Annotated in this window: 17 protein-coding genes; 9 read left to right on the top strand and 8 right to left on the bottom strand. The window is 44.8% G+C overall.

Translation table 11 applies throughout. The features are described 5' to 3' along the window. The first annotated feature begins 13 nt into the window (after positions 1 to 13). Together KNP93_RS07580 and namA are read left to right on the top strand one after the other, a co-directional pair. On the top strand, positions 14 to 934 hold the full coding sequence (locus tag KNP93_RS07580; RefSeq protein ID WP_131503861.1) for an HD domain-containing protein: 921 nt from the start codon (positions 14 to 16) through the stop codon (positions 932 to 934). Positions 935 to 990: 56 nt separating this feature from the next. Then, positions 991 to 2,013: an NADPH dehydrogenase NamA gene (namA, locus tag KNP93_RS07575; RefSeq protein ID WP_131973264.1), complete on the top strand. Its 1,023-nt coding sequence runs from the start codon at positions 991 to 993 to the stop codon at positions 2,011 to 2,013. A gap of 62 nt (positions 2,014 to 2,075) precedes the next feature. Here namA and KNP93_RS07570 read toward each other — a convergent pair whose 3' ends face one another. From KNP93_RS07570 to KNP93_RS07555, 4 genes are all read right to left on the bottom strand, one after another. After that, on the bottom strand, positions 2,076 to 2,990 hold the full coding sequence (locus tag KNP93_RS07570) for a peptidylprolyl isomerase (RefSeq protein ID WP_131503863.1): 915 nt from the start codon (positions 2,988 to 2,990) through the stop codon (positions 2,076 to 2,078). A 269-nt stretch (positions 2,991 to 3,259) separates the two neighbouring features. Next, positions 3,260 to 3,829 carry an HTH-type transcriptional regulator Hpr gene (locus KNP93_RS07565; RefSeq protein ID WP_012369593.1) on the bottom strand — a complete coding sequence of 190 codons (570 nt, stop codon included), beginning with the start codon at positions 3,827 to 3,829 and terminating at the stop codon, positions 3,260 to 3,262. 84 nt (positions 3,830 to 3,913) lie between these two features. Continuing rightward, positions 3,914 to 4,255 carry a hypothetical protein gene (locus KNP93_RS07560; RefSeq protein WP_131503864.1) on the bottom strand — a complete coding sequence of 114 codons (342 nt, stop codon included), beginning with the start codon at positions 4,253 to 4,255 and terminating at the stop codon, positions 3,914 to 3,916. Between the two features lie 123 nt (positions 4,256 to 4,378). Then, entirely contained in the window at positions 4,379 to 4,804 is a 426-nt protein-coding gene (locus KNP93_RS07555) for an HIT family protein (protein WP_131503865.1), read from the bottom strand. Positions 4,805 to 4,933: 129 nt separating this feature from the next. Between KNP93_RS07555 and KNP93_RS07550 the strand changes: the two genes are divergently transcribed. Beyond that, a complete protein-coding gene (locus KNP93_RS07550; protein ID WP_131973263.1) occupies positions 4,934 to 6,004 on the top strand; it encodes a TcaA second domain-containing protein in 1,071 nt (356 codons plus the stop codon). 75 nt (positions 6,005 to 6,079) lie between these two features. Here KNP93_RS07550 and KNP93_RS07545 read toward each other — a convergent pair whose 3' ends face one another. From KNP93_RS07545 to KNP93_RS07535, 3 genes are read right to left on the bottom strand one after another with little or no spacing between them, the layout of a single operon-like run. Beyond that, a complete protein-coding gene (locus tag KNP93_RS07545; protein ID WP_012369597.1) occupies positions 6,080 to 6,331 on the bottom strand; it encodes a GlsB/YeaQ/YmgE family stress response membrane protein in 252 nt (83 codons plus the stop codon). A gap of 33 nt (positions 6,332 to 6,364) precedes the next feature. Further along, entirely contained in the window at positions 6,365 to 6,616 is a 252-nt protein-coding gene (locus KNP93_RS07540; RefSeq protein WP_012369598.1) for a GlsB/YeaQ/YmgE family stress response membrane protein, read from the bottom strand. Between the two features lie 51 nt (positions 6,617 to 6,667). Next, complete coding sequence (locus KNP93_RS07535; protein WP_026829092.1) at positions 6,668 to 6,919, bottom strand: GlsB/YeaQ/YmgE family stress response membrane protein; 252 nt, start codon at positions 6,917 to 6,919, stop codon at positions 6,668 to 6,670. 332 nt (positions 6,920 to 7,251) lie between these two features. Here KNP93_RS07535 and KNP93_RS07530 point away from each other — a divergent pair, with 332 nt between their 5' ends. Further along, a complete protein-coding gene (locus tag KNP93_RS07530) occupies positions 7,252 to 7,992 on the top strand; it encodes an ABC transporter ATP-binding protein (protein WP_114596501.1) in 741 nt (246 codons plus the stop codon). Then, positions 7,989 to 9,128 (top strand): ABC transporter permease, encoded by a 1,140-nt coding sequence (locus tag KNP93_RS07525; RefSeq protein ID WP_131503867.1) that lies wholly within the window; start codon positions 7,989 to 7,991, stop codon positions 9,126 to 9,128. The genes KNP93_RS07530 and KNP93_RS07525 overlap by 4 nt, the downstream gene beginning before the upstream one ends. Positions 9,129 to 9,191: 63 nt before the next feature. Here KNP93_RS07525 and KNP93_RS07520 read toward each other — a convergent pair whose 3' ends face one another. Further along, positions 9,192 to 10,490, bottom strand: coding sequence for an ammonium transporter (locus tag KNP93_RS07520; RefSeq protein ID WP_165871663.1), 1,299 nt, complete (start codon positions 10,488 to 10,490; stop codon positions 9,192 to 9,194). Between the two features lie 117 nt (positions 10,491 to 10,607). On the opposite strand from KNP93_RS07520, the gene KNP93_RS07515 reads away from it, so the two are divergent. From KNP93_RS07515 to hemG, 4 genes are all read left to right on the top strand, one after another. After that, positions 10,608 to 10,910 carry a MerR family transcriptional regulator gene (locus KNP93_RS07515; protein WP_012369603.1) on the top strand — a complete coding sequence of 101 codons (303 nt, stop codon included), beginning with the start codon at positions 10,608 to 10,610 and terminating at the stop codon, positions 10,908 to 10,910. Between the two features lie 143 nt (positions 10,911 to 11,053). Beyond that, on the top strand, positions 11,054 to 12,100 hold the full coding sequence (hemE, locus tag KNP93_RS07510; RefSeq protein ID WP_214854235.1) for a uroporphyrinogen decarboxylase: 1,047 nt from the start codon (positions 11,054 to 11,056) through the stop codon (positions 12,098 to 12,100). Next, complete coding sequence (gene hemH, locus KNP93_RS07505; RefSeq protein WP_131503870.1) at positions 12,097 to 13,029, top strand: ferrochelatase; 933 nt, start codon at positions 12,097 to 12,099, stop codon at positions 13,027 to 13,029. Before hemE ends, hemH begins: the two co-directional genes overlap by 4 nt. After that, the gene (hemG, locus tag KNP93_RS07500) at positions 13,019 to 14,443 is read left to right on the top strand and encodes a protoporphyrinogen oxidase (RefSeq protein ID WP_188005202.1); all 1,425 of its coding nucleotides are present in this window, start codon (positions 13,019 to 13,021) and stop codon (positions 14,441 to 14,443) included. Before hemH ends, hemG begins: the two co-directional genes overlap by 11 nt. Positions 14,444 to 14,514: the final 71 nt, after the last annotated feature.

Below are 14,514 nucleotides of genomic sequence, written 5' to 3'. Positions count from 1 at the left end.
GATGTGTTGTGAAATGAAAGGTATCGGTCAGTTAGCAGTTGGAGAAATGCTCGATCAACGGGTCATGATCAAGCAGGCATTAAAAGGAATTGCTGCAAACGGAAAACCTTATCTGACATTGATTTTAGCAGATAAAACGGGAGAAATTGAAACAAAGATGTGGGATACGAGTGATCTTGAAAAATATGCACCGAAGTTTATCGTCCACGCGGCAGGTGAAGTGATGGATTACCGAGGACGAACACAATTGAAACTGAAGCAAATTACTGTCCTGGACGATACGAATGTGGAAGACTACATTCAATCGGCTCCTCTTCCGCGGGAACAGATTGAAACGGAAGTACTTGGCTTCATCGAATCGATGCAACATGCCGAGATGAAGAAGCTGGTCAAGCATCTGGTCATCAAGGACTTCGATGCGTATTTCACACATCCAGCCGCAGTCAAAAACCACCATGCATTTTATTCCGGTTTATCGTATCATGTCCTGTCGATGCTAAAACTGGCTGACCAAATTGCCCGTCTTTATCCTACGTTAAATCGTGATTTGTTGATTGCAGGTGTCGTCCTGCATGACTACGCAAAAATCAAGGAGCTGTCTGATCCTGTGACACCGGAATACACGCTTCCCGGAAAGCTTGTCGGACATATCTCATTAATGGTCGCAGAACTGGAAAAAGTCGGGGCGGAGTTACACATCGATGCAGAAGTATTGACGGTCTTACAACATTTAGTCCTGAGTCACCATGGCCGTCCGGAGTGGGGATCGGCTGTCGCACCACAGATGCGTGAAGCCGAAGTATTATTTTTGATTGATAATCTGGATGCGCGAATGACGATGATGGACCGTTTGCTTGAGTATGTCGAGCCCGGACAATTTTCTGAACGGTCATTTGCGTTAGATAATCGATCGTTTTATCGTCCCAAGCTATGAAGAGATGACTTGAAGTGATTCAAAAGAATTTGAAATTGATCAGAGGAGTGAACTTCATGAAAACCAAACTGTTCGAAGCAATCCAAATCGGGGGACTGTCCTTCCGGAATCGTGTCATCATGGCACCAATGTGTATGTATAGTGCGAAAGACGATGGCCTTGTAACCGATTGGCATGTCACACACTATGCCTCACGTGCTGTTGGGGGCGTTGGAGGTGTCATCTTAGAGGCAACGGCTGTCACACCGGACGGACGAATCTCAGCAGGTGATCTAGGTGTTTGGTCGGATGAACATATCGACGGACTTCGTCGCATTGCAGATCAAGTGAAAGCGGCGGGGGCAAAAGCAGGCATTCAGCTGGCGCACGCCGGGCGGAAAAGTACGACGGCTAAACCGCCTGTCGCACCATCAGCAATCGGATTTGATGATTCATACGACCATCCGCATGAACTGACTGTGGAGGAAATCGATGTCATCAAACAACAATTCGTCGAGGCGGCACTTCGTGTCGAACAAGCGGGTTATGATTTCATCGAATTACATGGAGCGCACGGCTATTTGATTAATACATTCTTATCCCCGTTGTCGAATAAACGCCAAGATCAATACGGTGGATCAATGGAAAATCGGATGCGCTTTTTGCTTGAAATCATTGATGAAGTTCAAGCAAAAACCAACTTGTCATTATGGGTCCGGATTTCAGCAGCAGACCATGCAACAGGCGGGATGACGGCGACGGATTATATTCCGTTAGCCGAGGAACTGTTAAAACGAAAGATCGATTTGCTCGATTGCAGTTCTGGAGCGGTTGTTGCCAATGCAGTTCCGGATGTGTATCCCGGCTATCAAGTGCCGTATGCAGCTGAAATCAAACAAGCCACTGGAATCAAGACAGGAGCCGTCGGTCTGATTACGACGGCGACGCTTGCAGAAGAAATCATTCGCAGTGAACGGGCGGATGTCATCCTGCTTGCCCGTGAACTTTTGCGTCAACCGTACTGGGTCTACCATGCGGCAGCAGAACTCAAAGACGAGGTCAGTTTACCGAAACAATATGAACGGGCTCCGATTCGTTAATAGGAATAAAAGCATAACCAAAAAATCCCTGCCTTCCATGATGGAAGCAGGGATTTTTACGCTTATTGTTGTTGCTGTTGCATCTGTTGTTGCATTTGTTGTTGTTCTTGCTTATCGAGGTCAAACGCATCCTTGAAGTCTTTGTTCTCGATTTTAACGTCGTACTTCTTCATCAATGAACGGTAGATGTCGTTTGGATTGACTTGAGCTGCTTTTTCTTCAGCTAATGCCTTTTTGATTCGATCGGATTCTTTTTCGAGCGTAAAGTCTTTTTTCTCTTTACGGTCTGTTACTTTAATGATGTGATATCCGAATTGTGTTTTGATCGGGTCAGAAATTTTACCTTCAACGCCATCCTTGAACGCATAATTTTCGAATTCCTCGACCATTTTACCTTTTGTGAAGTATCCAAGATCTCCACCTTTTGTTGCGCTACCAGTATCCGTTGATTTAGCTTTAGCGATTTTAGCAAAATCGCCGCCTTCATCAAGTTGTTTCTTGATTGCTTTTGCATCTGCTTCTTTTTCAACAAGAATGTGGCTCGCTTTTACTTCCACTTTTTCCTGATTGAAACGCTCTTCGATTTCTTTATCCGTAACTTTTGATTTTGCTGATTTTGCTTCTGTTAAGAGCATTTGTGTCCGAAGCACTTTTTCGAATTCTTTTTCGCTTTTAATACCGGCTGTTTGAAGTGTCGTATTGAACTGTTCTTTATCTGGGAACTGATCTTTTGTTTTCTTGACTTCAGCTTCTACTTCTTTATCTGTTACTTTTTTACCGTATTCTTTTTCAAGCAGTTTGTTCATCGTTTGTTGGAAAGCAATTTGTGCACCTGCTTTTTGGTACGCCTCGTCTTGGACGTCCGCTTTATTGACTTCTCCACCTTTGTAGTTGATGACAGCTTCGTCATTTGAACCACATGCTGCTAATGTGAATACACTTGCCACTGCTGCTACACTTAAAAGTTTCTTTTTCATACATACACCCCTAATTTACCATTTATTTCAACCGTTCTATCATATCATATCTTCGTTATCTTGACAGCTTTCCGCAAAATCGAAAGTGATTTGCTCTTACACCATGCTATCACATCAAGTACAGGAGGGGAGGACTATTTTTGTGGGAAATTGTGAGGCATCGCAACGTTTTGAGACAGAACGGTAAAGGGAACGTTACTTTCAAAAGACAGAAAAAACGTCCTAGGCCTCAAGGCTTAGAACGTTAACTCGAAGAATTCATGCAAAGGTCATGCTTTTTTGATCGAGTCGATCACCGGGTCTTGTGGACGCCGGTCTGCTTCTTCTGTAATCATTTTTGATGTCTCGGCAAAAATGTCCATGAAGCTGTCGCCGTAAAGACGGCGAACGATTGCTGATATGTCTGTCAGCTCTGGGAATTTACCGTAAAGTTCCTGGAGTGGTAACGAAGCACGGAAAACACCGTTCTCTTCTGGGCGGAATGCTTGAATCGTCTCAAGTAACAGACTTTCGCCTTCCGGGGTCAGTTGGACGTAGGTATTTCGTTTATCCGTCTCCTTTTTTGAAAACGTCAAAAGTCCACGGTCTTCTAATTTTTTAGAGAAGTTGAATGCAGTCGAGACGTGCATCACACCGTATTTGGCGATTTCAGAAATCGAGGCACCACCCAGTGCATGGGAAATCCATAAAATATGGTGTTCATTAATATTTAAATCAAAGGGTTTGATCCAATTTTGCCAATCTTTTTCTACCGTTTTCCATAGTGCTTTGCTCAATTGGACAATTTTATGACTGTATAACAGTGCTTCTTGTCCAGGATATAATTTTTCGTGTTCCATATCTGACTCATCCTTTCGAAAGGTGACAATGGCTCAAACGCGCAAAATGCAAACTATACAAAAACAAATCGAAGCAGCGGACCGTTATTGTTGGGGAGTAAGATGATCGACGTCTTGTTTTGCCTCATCAGCAAATTTCTGAAGACGTGCGAGTGATTCTTGAACCTCTGACTGATACTGGGAGACATCTCTTGTAACTTCCTCTTTAAAAGTCGTACCAGAAAGTTTGGCTGTCTCTATTAGATTCTTTCCCTCTTGCGTCAAATCCTGCACGTTCGTTACGATTGTAGAATAAGAATTTCGACGTTGTTTACCATTCGAAGAGTCACTTTTAGTACCTTGGCGAAGCGCCTTCAAACCGTAAAAAGTCACAAGCGACAGCGTAGCACCAAAAGCGACCCAGTTACGATGGGGACGCTTCGACATAGTTTTACCTCCTTTTGATATTAAAATATTTGTTTCGTATTATTTTACCGAAAATTCGATATTAGAAACCTATTTCGGCAATATTTCTAAAATGAGTCAGTAATTGAACGGTTTTGGGTACCGTCAGAGACGATTTTTAATGGATTCGGCGATTGTTGCCAATTCTTCAGCCGTATACTCTTCATTGTGCACTTCCCATTTCGCACCAAAGCCATCGTGTTTGTCGTGGCGCGGAATGAGATGGAGATGGAAGTGAGAAACAGATTGTCCGGCAACTTTCCCGGTGTTCGATAAAAGGTTCATTCCGGCAGCGCCTGTTTCCTGTTGTAAAGCACGACTGATTTCCGGAATGGTTGCAAAAACAGCCTGTGCACTTTCTGCGGATAAATCGTAGACGTTATCAGCGTGCTGTTTTGGAATGACAAGCGTATGACCTTTCGTTACTTGTGATAAATCGAGAAAAGCCAAAACTTCTTCATTTTCAAAAACTTTATGGCTTGGGATCTCATGGTTGGCAATCTTACAGAAAATACAGTTTTCTTTTTGCAATGGACTCACTCCTTCAGATGGATATAGCTTCAGTATACTCGACTGAATCGGTCTTGCGGGCAATTGACAAGGATATGAAGGGTTTCTAAACTAAAGGAAATCCTAAAAAAGAAGGTAGGGGAAACGAAGATGCCGTCTCGCATCACTGTATATGAAAAAAAGAAAAGACGAAATCAGCGAATCGGACTCATCGTGGGAATTATTGTACTCGCTGGTCTGATTGCTTGGATTGGATGGAGTCAAATCAAACCGGCTGCCGAACGGCAACAGACAGATCAAGTGTTTCAAAAAACGGTACAGGAACAAGACCGGGAAACGTTTCAACAATTAGTGTATCTCAACAACAAACCGTTAAAGCTTGCGGAAACAAATCAGCTCATGAAATGGTTTAAGGCAGACCCGGAACGGCTTGAACGAACTGTAGCCGAAATTAAATCTGATCAAAACAATTATCCGAAAGAAACAAAACGAACTAAGCAACAAGATTTATTTTCATTGAAAAAACAGCCGGGACGATTTTGGTTCGACACGTACACTTTGCATTTGAATAAACAGACATTGGAAGTGAAGGTTGATACGGAAACGGCGTCCATTTCAATCGATGATGCGCCAGCAGGTAATGCGGATCAAGAGGCTCCCTTAACCATTAAACGTTTTCCGGGCGAGTATGAGGTGTCAGCCCGCGTGGAAGCGAACGGAAAGACGGGACAGGCGACTGAGACCGTTCAAATAGGAGATCAGAGAACGACAACGGTTGTCTTTAAACTGGCACAACAGATTGCACCGGATAAGAAGGAACAATACGGTGTCGATATCGAGAAGCTGCTCGAAGCGGAAGTGAAGGCAAGAACCGGTAAGACGGTCGAACAGATGACGGATTATATCGGCCGAAGCCAATCCGAAGTAGAAAAATCATTTGGCCCTCCGACAAACCAGATGGCCAACAAAACGATATATGACGGATTTGAAATGGTGTATGAGAATCATGAAGTCAAAAGTATCTTAATTGATTTGAATAAAACAACGTCTGAGCTCGAAGCAGTCGCCGGCAAGCCGGAATCTAAATCGACGGAATCAGTCGGGACGGTCTGGAAATACCCATCAAGCTTTTTTGACGATTTGTTAGGGTGGTTGAATATCAAGTCAGAAAAACGTGTCATTGAACGATCAGGTAAAATGTGGCTGGAGTTACGTAACTAAAAAAAATCCGCAGATCAAACAAAAAAACCACTAGAGACATGACGTCTTTAGTGGTTTTTTTTGCAGTAAATCAGATTATCGTTTGTTGACCGCACGAAGGATGAACGAAACGATTAAGATTAAGATAATTGCACCAAGGATAGCTGGTACGATTGCGAAACCGGCAACTGACGGTCCCCAACTTCCGAAAAGAGCTTGTCCGATCATTGAACCGACAAAACCTGCGATGATGTTACCGATAACTCCACCTGGTACATCTTTACCGAGAATAAGACTTGCTAACCAACCAATAATACCACCAACGATTAAAGCCCATAAGAATCCCATTTAAAACACTCCTTTTAGTTTTAGTAGTTTAAATTATTTACGACGTACTGAACGGAGAATCAACGATACGATGAAGATTAAGATGATTGCACCAAGAATAGCTGGAATGATTGCAAATCCGCCGATAGTAGGTCCCATTGAACCGAAAATAGCTTGTCCGATCATTGAACCAACAAAACCTGCGATAATGTTACCAATGATGCCGCCCGGTACATCTTTACCAATAATTAGACTAGCGATCCAACCGATTAATCCACCGACGATTAAAGCCCATAAGAATCCCATTTAAAAACACTCCTTCAATAAAATTTACATACTAATCATTATTTCAATAAATCATTTACGACGTACTGAACGAAGAATCAATGACACGATGAAGATTAAGATGATAGCACCTAAGATAGCTGGAATAATAGCGAAACCAGCGATATCTGGTCCCATTGTACCGAAGATTGCTTGACCGATCATTGCTCCGACAAAACCAGCAACGATGTTACCGATGATACCACCTGGTACGTCTTTTCCGATGATTAGACTAGCTACCCAACCGATTAATCCACCGACGATTAAAGCCCATAAGAATCCCATTTGGAACCCTCCTTTTCTTACTTTAGATTTACCTGTTTTCAGGCAGTTGTAAACACATTGAAAGATAAAAGCATTTAAAATAATCATTTCAACCAGCGAGGTAAAAACGTTAAAATTAAAATGGCTAGACGATTATACCAGTTACCTCTTAGAGAAACTCGTATTTAAAATGCTACTTTCAATTTTTGTAAGTCGTTTTCATATATTGATGTAACGATTACACTTAGAGTAATTACCGTAAAAAGATGTATTCAAACCTTTTCTTAATAAAAAAATGACTCAAACTAGAAAAGTGAGATTGAATTGTCTAGGATGGTTAATGAAGGGAGTCGATGAGAGTGTTGTTAAAAATAAATGAGTTATCAGGAGGATATGGAGCAAAAAAAGTCCTCCATGATATCAATATATCGGTAAACCAAGGAGAACTGGTCGGCTTAATCGGTCTGAACGGTGCCGGAAAATCAACGACGATTAAACATATCCTCGGTTTGTTGCCGGTCAAGTCAGGAGAAATCTTGATCAACGGTGTCAGTTTAGAACAGGATGAACAAACATACCGGAAACAAGTCGCCTACATTCCAGAGCAACCGATGTTGTATGAACAATTGACTTTACGTGAACATTTGCGCTTGATGGCGCAAGGATATGCAGTTGAGGAAAAAAAAGCTCAGGAACGAATCGATCATTATGCAACCCGGCTTCGAATGACTAAACAGTTAGAGTGGTTTCCGAGTGTTTTTTCCAAAGGGATGAAACAAAAAGCAATGATTCTCTGCGCTTTGGTGACGGGCAGTGAGTTGTTGATCGTCGATGAACCGTTCGTCGGACTGGATCCGCTCGCCATTCGTGAATTGTTAACGATTTTCAGTGAATTAAAAGCAGATGGGAAAGGAATCCTGATGTCGACGCATATCCTGGAGACGGCAGAACGTCATTGCAATCGGTTCATCTTACTGCATGAAGGGCGAATCGCTGCAGAAGGAACAACCGGAGAACTTCGAGACCGGTACGATTTGAAGGACGGCTCCCTTGATGATATCTATGTCGCGGCCATCGAGGAGGCCGAACGATGACAAGTTCCGTTTTATGGAGTACACGATACCAGGCTGCTATGGCGGAAATGACAAAATATACCCGGTATATGGCGAACGGCGGGTTGCTGTTTACCGTCTATTTCGTCGTCTTGTACGGCCTTGTCGTGTACGGACGATTTTTAGATCAACTGGATCCGTCATTCCCCGGAAATCTGGTCATGGGAAGTCTGTTCATCTTCTTAGCCTTTTATCGCTCGACACGAACCTTTTTAACCGAAGCGGACCAAGTCTTTTTGCTTCCGAGTCTGCCACATCTTACCGGTTACATGAAGCGGGTTCGAACCTATAATGCTCTATTTGGCATGATCCGGGCAGTCATCCCGTTTCTCGCTGTCGCAGTCTTATACGTTCGGACAGAAGAAACTTCACCGATCGGATTGTTCAGTTTGTTTGCAGCCCTAAGCATGATTGGTGCCGCAGCTAACTTATCGAAACTCGAAGGGGTCGGTCATCGAATAGTCCTCTTATATGCAACCGGTGCCGGCGTTCTCGTCATGTTGGGAATGGGTTCATTCAGCATCGTGGTGACGAGTTTGTTATTGCTGACACTTCATTTGAAAAAACAGGATCAGTTACCGTTGATGGACTGGATTGCACTGGAACAGGAATCACGTGACCGTTTTTACCGCATCGCAAACTGGTTTGTCGATGTCCCACGATTGTCGACGACATATAAGCGCCGACGTCTCCTAAGTCTTTTGGTAGAAAAAATCGGGTTTGACCGTAACCGGACATTTGACTATCTGTACATGAAACAATTCATTCGAAGCACGGACGGGATCGGTTTGATTGTTCGTTTGACCTTAATCGGAGCCGTCTTTATGTGGCTTGGAAAAGACAATGAATGGTTAGTCGTTCTTGCTGTACCAGCCTTCAGCGGACTGACGAGCTTTCAATTGGCTCCGTTTACACGGGCGATCGACTCGCATCTGTTGACCCGCTTACTGCCGTTTGGAGATGCGACGGCTTCAAAACGGAAAGTTCTTCGGATTATGTCGTTTTTACAAGTGTTGATTTTGACATTGATCGGGTATCTGATCAGCGGTTTTCCGACCGTCGTCGCAGGTGCTGTTTTGGCACTCGTTGTTGCTGAATATTACGCCAGAAAAAAATAACTGTAGTATCAAAGAAAAAATCCCCCTCTGCCATTACGGCAAAGGGGGATTTGAGGATACCGCTCAATTGACTTTTTCGGTCGATTCTTCCTGTTCATACTCAGGGTGCAACTCTTTGTTGACCGGTGCAGGAAGGTCGTAAGAAGCCTGTCCGTGCTCGGCAACATCGAGTCCACGCAGTTCGTCTTCCCGTGTAATCCGGAGACCGATGGTTACGTCGAGCAACTTGAGGAAGGCATAACTTAAGACACTGACTACGACGACTGCGAAGACGACACCAAGGGCTTGAACCCCAAGTTGTGTAAATCCACCGCCGTAAAACAGTCCGGCTTGTCCAATTCCTGTGATTTCAACCAGTCTCGGCGAAGCGAAGAATCCGGTAGCGAGTGTGCCCCAAATTCCGGCCACACCGTGAACAGAGAAAGCACACAATGGATCATCGACACGACGGGCAAGCAGGATGCTTGTTCCGTACGTGATGACTCCGGCCAGGAAGCCAATGACGACGGCTCCCCAGGGCTCGACGAAGGCACAAGCCGCAGTGATGGCAACAAGGGCGGCTAAGACGCCGTTGATGATCGACGGGATATCTGCGACCCGGCGGTGCCAAAAGGAAATGGCGAGCGCACCAAGAGCACCAGCAGCTGTCGCAAGTAATGTCGTCAAGGCGACATAGCTGAAGAATCCGTCAGCGATCGTTAACGTCGAACCGGCATTGAATCCAAACCAACATAACCAAAGAATGAAAGCCCCGACGACGGAGTAGATGACGTTATGACCGAGTAAAGGTGTTTGTTCCGCACCAATCCGTTTTTTCAGGATCAGAGCAGCGACGAGAGCGGCAATCCCACCTTGTAAGTGGACGACGGTCGAACCGGCAAAATCCTGCATTCCGAGAGAACCAAGGAAGCCGCCGGCCCAAACCGAACGGGCGATGATCGGATAGATGATGGCGACGAAGAACGTCCCGAACAACAAGTAGACGGATAGTTTTGCCCGTTCCGCAAAACCACCCCAAGCGATCGCGAGGGATACGGCGACAAATGACAGTTGGAAGAGGAACTTGACATCGATTGTTACATTTGACCAGTCAAGGCTTGAAAACCCTCCTTGAAGGAAGAATCCTTCTGTTCCGATTAAACCTGGACCATCTCCGAACGTCAGTCCGAAGCCGATCGCCCAAAAGGCAAGGGCGGCAACGGAGAAGCTGATTAATTGTTTAACCGCGACATGCCCGGCATTTTTAGCCCGCAACATTCCTGTTTCGAGTAATAAAAATCCAATCTGCATTGTAAAGACGAGTAAGGTAGCGAATAAGACATAAAACGTATCAACCGAAACTAACATTTCTTCTAAATTCATCATCGTTCCTCCTTTATCAATTTAAAGTATGTGTTTACTTTAGACGGAAATCCTTTCCAAGAAACGTCTTGTGTCAGAAAATCTGACATGGTATTTTGAAGGAAAGGAGTGACGAAGATGAATTACCGGGAGAAGAAGGTGATGACGATTGGGATTGTCTGCGAATTAACCGGTTTGTCGGAACGTCAAATTCGTTACTATGAAGAACGGAAATTGATTTTTCCAGAGCGGACGAACGGAAAAACACGAAAGTACTCGTTTACAGACATTGAACGATTGGTAGAAGTTGCGGAAAAGATCGAAGACGGATGGCGGACACACGAAATCCGTGAAAAAGAACGGAAAGTAACGGAACAACAACGTTCGGATTTGATCCGTGGACAGTTGAATGCTGCTTTCGGACTCTATAAGAAACGGTGAACATTTGATGAACGGGTAACAGAACTGTAATTTTGTAAACGATTTATTGGCACACCGTTCTGAATTTCAGATATAATGTTTCTGTGTTCACAAACTTATCGTGCGTTATTTTGGGGCGTTAGAACGAGTATAAAGGGGTAGTTATGATGAAAAAATTTAATGATACATTTTTGCGGGCCATTCGTGGCGAAGAGGTAAGCCATGTACCGGTCTGGTATATGCGACAAGCAGGTCGGTATCAAGCGGAGTATCGTGAAATCAAGAAGACACGGACACTGTTTGAGATTACACATGATCCTGAGTTATGCGCATATGTCACAGAACTACCAGTGAAGCAGTTGGGAGTCGACGCAGCGATTCTCTATAAAGATATTATGACGCCATTGCCTTCGATGGGTGTCGAAGTAGAGATTAAAAGCGGCATTGGTCCTGTCATTGCAAATCCGATTCGGACAATGGACGATGTTCAAGCGCTCCAACCATTTAAAAAAGAAGATATTCCCTACATTTTCGAGACGATTAAACTGTTGCGTGAACGTCTCGAAGTTCCGTTAATCGGTTTTTCGGGGGCGCCGTTTACATTGGCCAGCTATATGATCGAGGGTGGTCCGTCAAAAGGCTACCATAAAACGAAAGCATTGATGTATGGTCATCCTGATGTATGGCATGCTTTAATGGAGAAACTCGGAGATATGGTCATCGATTATATCAAAGCACAAGTCGATGCCGGCATCCAGGCATTCCAAATCTTCGATTCGTGGGTTGGTACGACGAGCCGGAATGATTATGTTCTGTATATCAAACCGACGATGGAGCGTATTTTCACGGAATTGAAAGAAACGGGCGTTCCGATGATCATGTTTGGCGTTGGAGCAAGTCATTTGGCGGAAGAGTGGCACGATCTGCCGCTGGATGTCGTCGGACTCGACTGGCGGTTGTCGGTAGATGCAGCACGTGAACGCGGACTGACGAAAACCTTACAGGGAAATCTTGATCCATCTTACCTGCTTGCCCCATGGGAGATTCTCGAAGCAAAAACAAAAGAAATCCTTGATATGGGAATGAAACGTCCCGGTTTCATCTTTAACTTAGGACATGGAATTTTCCCGGAGGTGGATCCGGAAGTCTTAAAACGTCTCACTGCATATATCCATGATTACTCGAAAGAAAAAATGGAGGTAGCGAAATGAAAACATTAGGATTACTCGTCATGGCGTATGGTACGCCGTATAAACCGGAAGACATCGAACGTTATTACACACACATCCGTCGTGGACGCAAACCGTCTCCAGAAGCATTGGCTGAACTGACAGAACGGTATGAAGCAATCGGTGGTGTTTCACCACTGGCGCAAGTCACGATTGATCAAGCGGAAGAATTACACCGCCAATTGTCGGAAAAATATGCGGGTGAAATCGAATTCAAGCTGTATTTGGGTCTGAAGCATATCGAACCATTCGTCGAAGATGCTGTAGAACAAATGGCGAAAGACGGCATCACAGAAGCAGTCACTGTCGTACTTGCACCTCACTACTCGACGTTCAGCATCCGTTCATACAACGGTCGGGCGAAAGAAGTGGCAGATAAACACGGCATTCATTTGGCTTCTGTTGAGTCATGGTACAAAGAAGAAGCGTTCATTGACTGGTGGGGTAAAGAAATCCGGAAAACGTTTGATGCATTACCGGTACCGGAAGAAAAAGCGGTCTTGGTCGTGTCCGCACACAGTTTACCGGAAAAAATCATCGCGAACGGTGATCCGTACCCGGAACAATTAAAAGAGACAGCAGACCTGATTGCGGCACGTGCCGGTGTCAAACATATGATCACAGGCTGGCAATCAGCCGGACAAACGCCAGAACCTTGGCTGGGACCAGATGTACAAGATTTGACGCGTGACGTTTATGAAGCAAAAGGGTATGAAGCATTCGTCTACGTTCCTGTCGGATTCGTTGCCGATCACTTGGAAGTCCTGTTCGATAATGATTATGAGTGTAAAGTCGTCTGTGACGAACTGGGTATTCATTACGCACGTCCGATTATGCCGAATGCAGATCCTGCCTTCATGAGAGCAGTCACCGAGGCTGTTTCGAAACAGGTCGGCAGTTATGTCAAGTAAACGTCTCGTCATCGTCGGCGGTGGTATTACTGGTCTTGCCGCTGCCTATTACGCAGAACGTACTTTTCCTGATTTGAACATCACGTTGCTTGAAGCCGGAGAACGTCTGGGCGGAAAAGTCGCGACGTACCGAGAAGATGGTTTTACGATTGAACGCGGACCGGATTCTTACGTCGCCCGAAAACATATTTTGACGGATTTGATTGAAGCAATCGGACTGGGTGAAAAACTGGTCCGAAATAACACGTCCCAAGCATTTATTTTGGATACGGGTGGCCTTCACCCGATTCCTAAGGGTGCGGTCATGGGAATTCCGACGGATCTTGATCTGTTTCGGGAAACGACGTTACTGACAGAACAGGAAAAACAGGAAGTCGCTGACTTGTTGTTGCATCCGTCTGATGAGTTAAGGATTCCGGAACAGGACATTCCGCTCGGAGAGTATTTACGTCCGCGACTCGGGGATGCATTAGTGGAAAAATTGATTGAACCGTTGCTGTCCGGTATCTATGCCGGTAACATCGATCAGATGAGTACGTTTGCGACGTATCCCCAATTCGTCGCGAACGAACAAAAAGCCGGTTCATTGTTTGAAGGGATGCGTTTAATGCGTCCGCTCGATCAATTGCCGCAGACTCCGCAAACAACGATCAAAGCGACGGGACAGTTTTTATCGCTCGAAACAGGACTTGAATCATTGATTGAACGATTGGAAGAGATGCTCGAACGTTCGGAAGTGCGGCTGGAAACGCCATTGCTTGAGATTTCACGTGAAGACGGACGCTACCGGTTGAAAACGGATCATGGTCCGGAGTATGCAGATTACGTACTCTTGACGATTCCGCATCCTCAAGTCGTCAAATTGTTGCCGGATGCCCACTTGCCGGAGCTTGAACAGTTGACGACGCACTCGACGGCGACGATTACGATGATTTTTGATCAACAAGAGTCGTTACCGATTGAAGGAACAGGTTTTGTCGTCAATCGACGGGCACCGTACTCCATCACGGCCTGTACGGCGATTGATCAAAAATGGAATCATTCCGCTCCAAATCATACGGTCCTGCGTGCATTCGTCGGTCGACCGGGCAATGATCATTTGGTTTATGAATCAGATGAAGTTCTGCAACAAGCTGTGTTGCAGGATTTAGAGAAGATTTGTGGACGGGCATTAGAACCGAAACAAGTCATCATCAGCCGGTTGGTAGATGGTCTTCCTGCATATACAGTCGGTCATGCCGATCGAATTCAGCGCGTCCGGGAGGAAGTATTGGCACAATATCCCGGCATTTATCTCGCAGGACTTGCCTATGACGGGGTAGGATTGCCGGATTGTGTAGCCAGTGCAAAAACAATGGTTGAATCAATTGAATTGGAACAATCCCACGCGGATGAATCCGTCAATGAATCATAAAATCTTATCCAGTGCAGGAAACTCCATCTTTTTTAGGAGTTTCCTGCACTTTTTTGTTTTATTTACTTTGA

It is taken from the genome of Exiguobacterium sp. s166 (assembly GCF_018618855.1).
Lineage (GTDB): Bacteria > Bacillota > Bacilli > Exiguobacteriales > Exiguobacteriaceae > Exiguobacterium_A.
The sequence above is the reverse complement of the archived record's forward strand: the minus strand, read 5'-3'. Positions and strand labels throughout refer to the sequence as shown.

What these genes read in the sequence shown, in the direction of transcription:
- KNP93_RS07560 (WP_131503864.1), bottom strand. Translation starts at nt 4,255, where the DNA reads ATGTCGAAGCGTCCCCATCGTAACTGGGTCGCTTTTGGTGCTACGCTG.
- hemE (WP_214854235.1), top strand. Translation starts at nt 11,054, where the DNA reads ATGATGAAAAAATTTAATGATACATTTTTGCGGGCCATTCGTGGCGAA.
- KNP93_RS07565 (WP_012369593.1), bottom strand. Translation starts at nt 3,829, where the DNA reads ATGGAACACGAAAAATTATATCCTGGACAAGAAGCACTGTTATACAGT.
- KNP93_RS07550 (WP_131973263.1), top strand. Translation starts at nt 4,934, where the DNA reads ATGCCGTCTCGCATCACTGTATATGAAAAAAAGAAAAGACGAAATCAG.
- KNP93_RS07525 (WP_131503867.1), top strand. Translation starts at nt 7,989, where the DNA reads ATGACAAGTTCCGTTTTATGGAGTACACGATACCAGGCTGCTATGGCG.
- namA (WP_131973264.1), top strand. Translation starts at nt 991, where the DNA reads ATGAAAACCAAACTGTTCGAAGCAATCCAAATCGGGGGACTGTCCTTC.
- hemH (WP_131503870.1), top strand. Translation starts at nt 12,097, where the DNA reads ATGAAAACATTAGGATTACTCGTCATGGCGTATGGTACGCCGTATAAA.
- KNP93_RS07535 (WP_026829092.1), bottom strand. Translation starts at nt 6,919, where the DNA reads ATGGGATTCTTATGGGCTTTAATCGTCGGTGGATTAATCGGTTGGGTA.
- hemG (WP_188005202.1), top strand. Translation starts at nt 13,019, where the DNA reads ATGTCAAGTAAACGTCTCGTCATCGTCGGCGGTGGTATTACTGGTCTT.
- KNP93_RS07570 (WP_131503863.1), bottom strand. Translation starts at nt 2,990, where the DNA reads ATGAAAAAGAAACTTTTAAGTGTAGCAGCAGTGGCAAGTGTATTCACA.
- KNP93_RS07580 (WP_131503861.1), top strand. Translation starts at nt 14, where the DNA reads ATGAAAGGTATCGGTCAGTTAGCAGTTGGAGAAATGCTCGATCAACGG.
- KNP93_RS07540 (WP_012369598.1), bottom strand. Translation starts at nt 6,616, where the DNA reads ATGGGATTCTTATGGGCTTTAATCGTCGGTGGATTAATCGGTTGGATC.
- KNP93_RS07530 (WP_114596501.1), top strand. Translation starts at nt 7,252, where the DNA reads ATGAGAGTGTTGTTAAAAATAAATGAGTTATCAGGAGGATATGGAGCA.
- KNP93_RS07545 (WP_012369597.1), bottom strand. Translation starts at nt 6,331, where the DNA reads ATGGGATTCTTATGGGCTTTAATCGTTGGTGGTATTATTGGTTGGTTA.
- KNP93_RS07520 (WP_165871663.1), bottom strand. Translation starts at nt 10,490, where the DNA reads ATGAATTTAGAAGAAATGTTAGTTTCGGTTGATACGTTTTATGTCTTA.
- KNP93_RS07515 (WP_012369603.1), top strand. Translation starts at nt 10,608, where the DNA reads ATGAATTACCGGGAGAAGAAGGTGATGACGATTGGGATTGTCTGCGAA.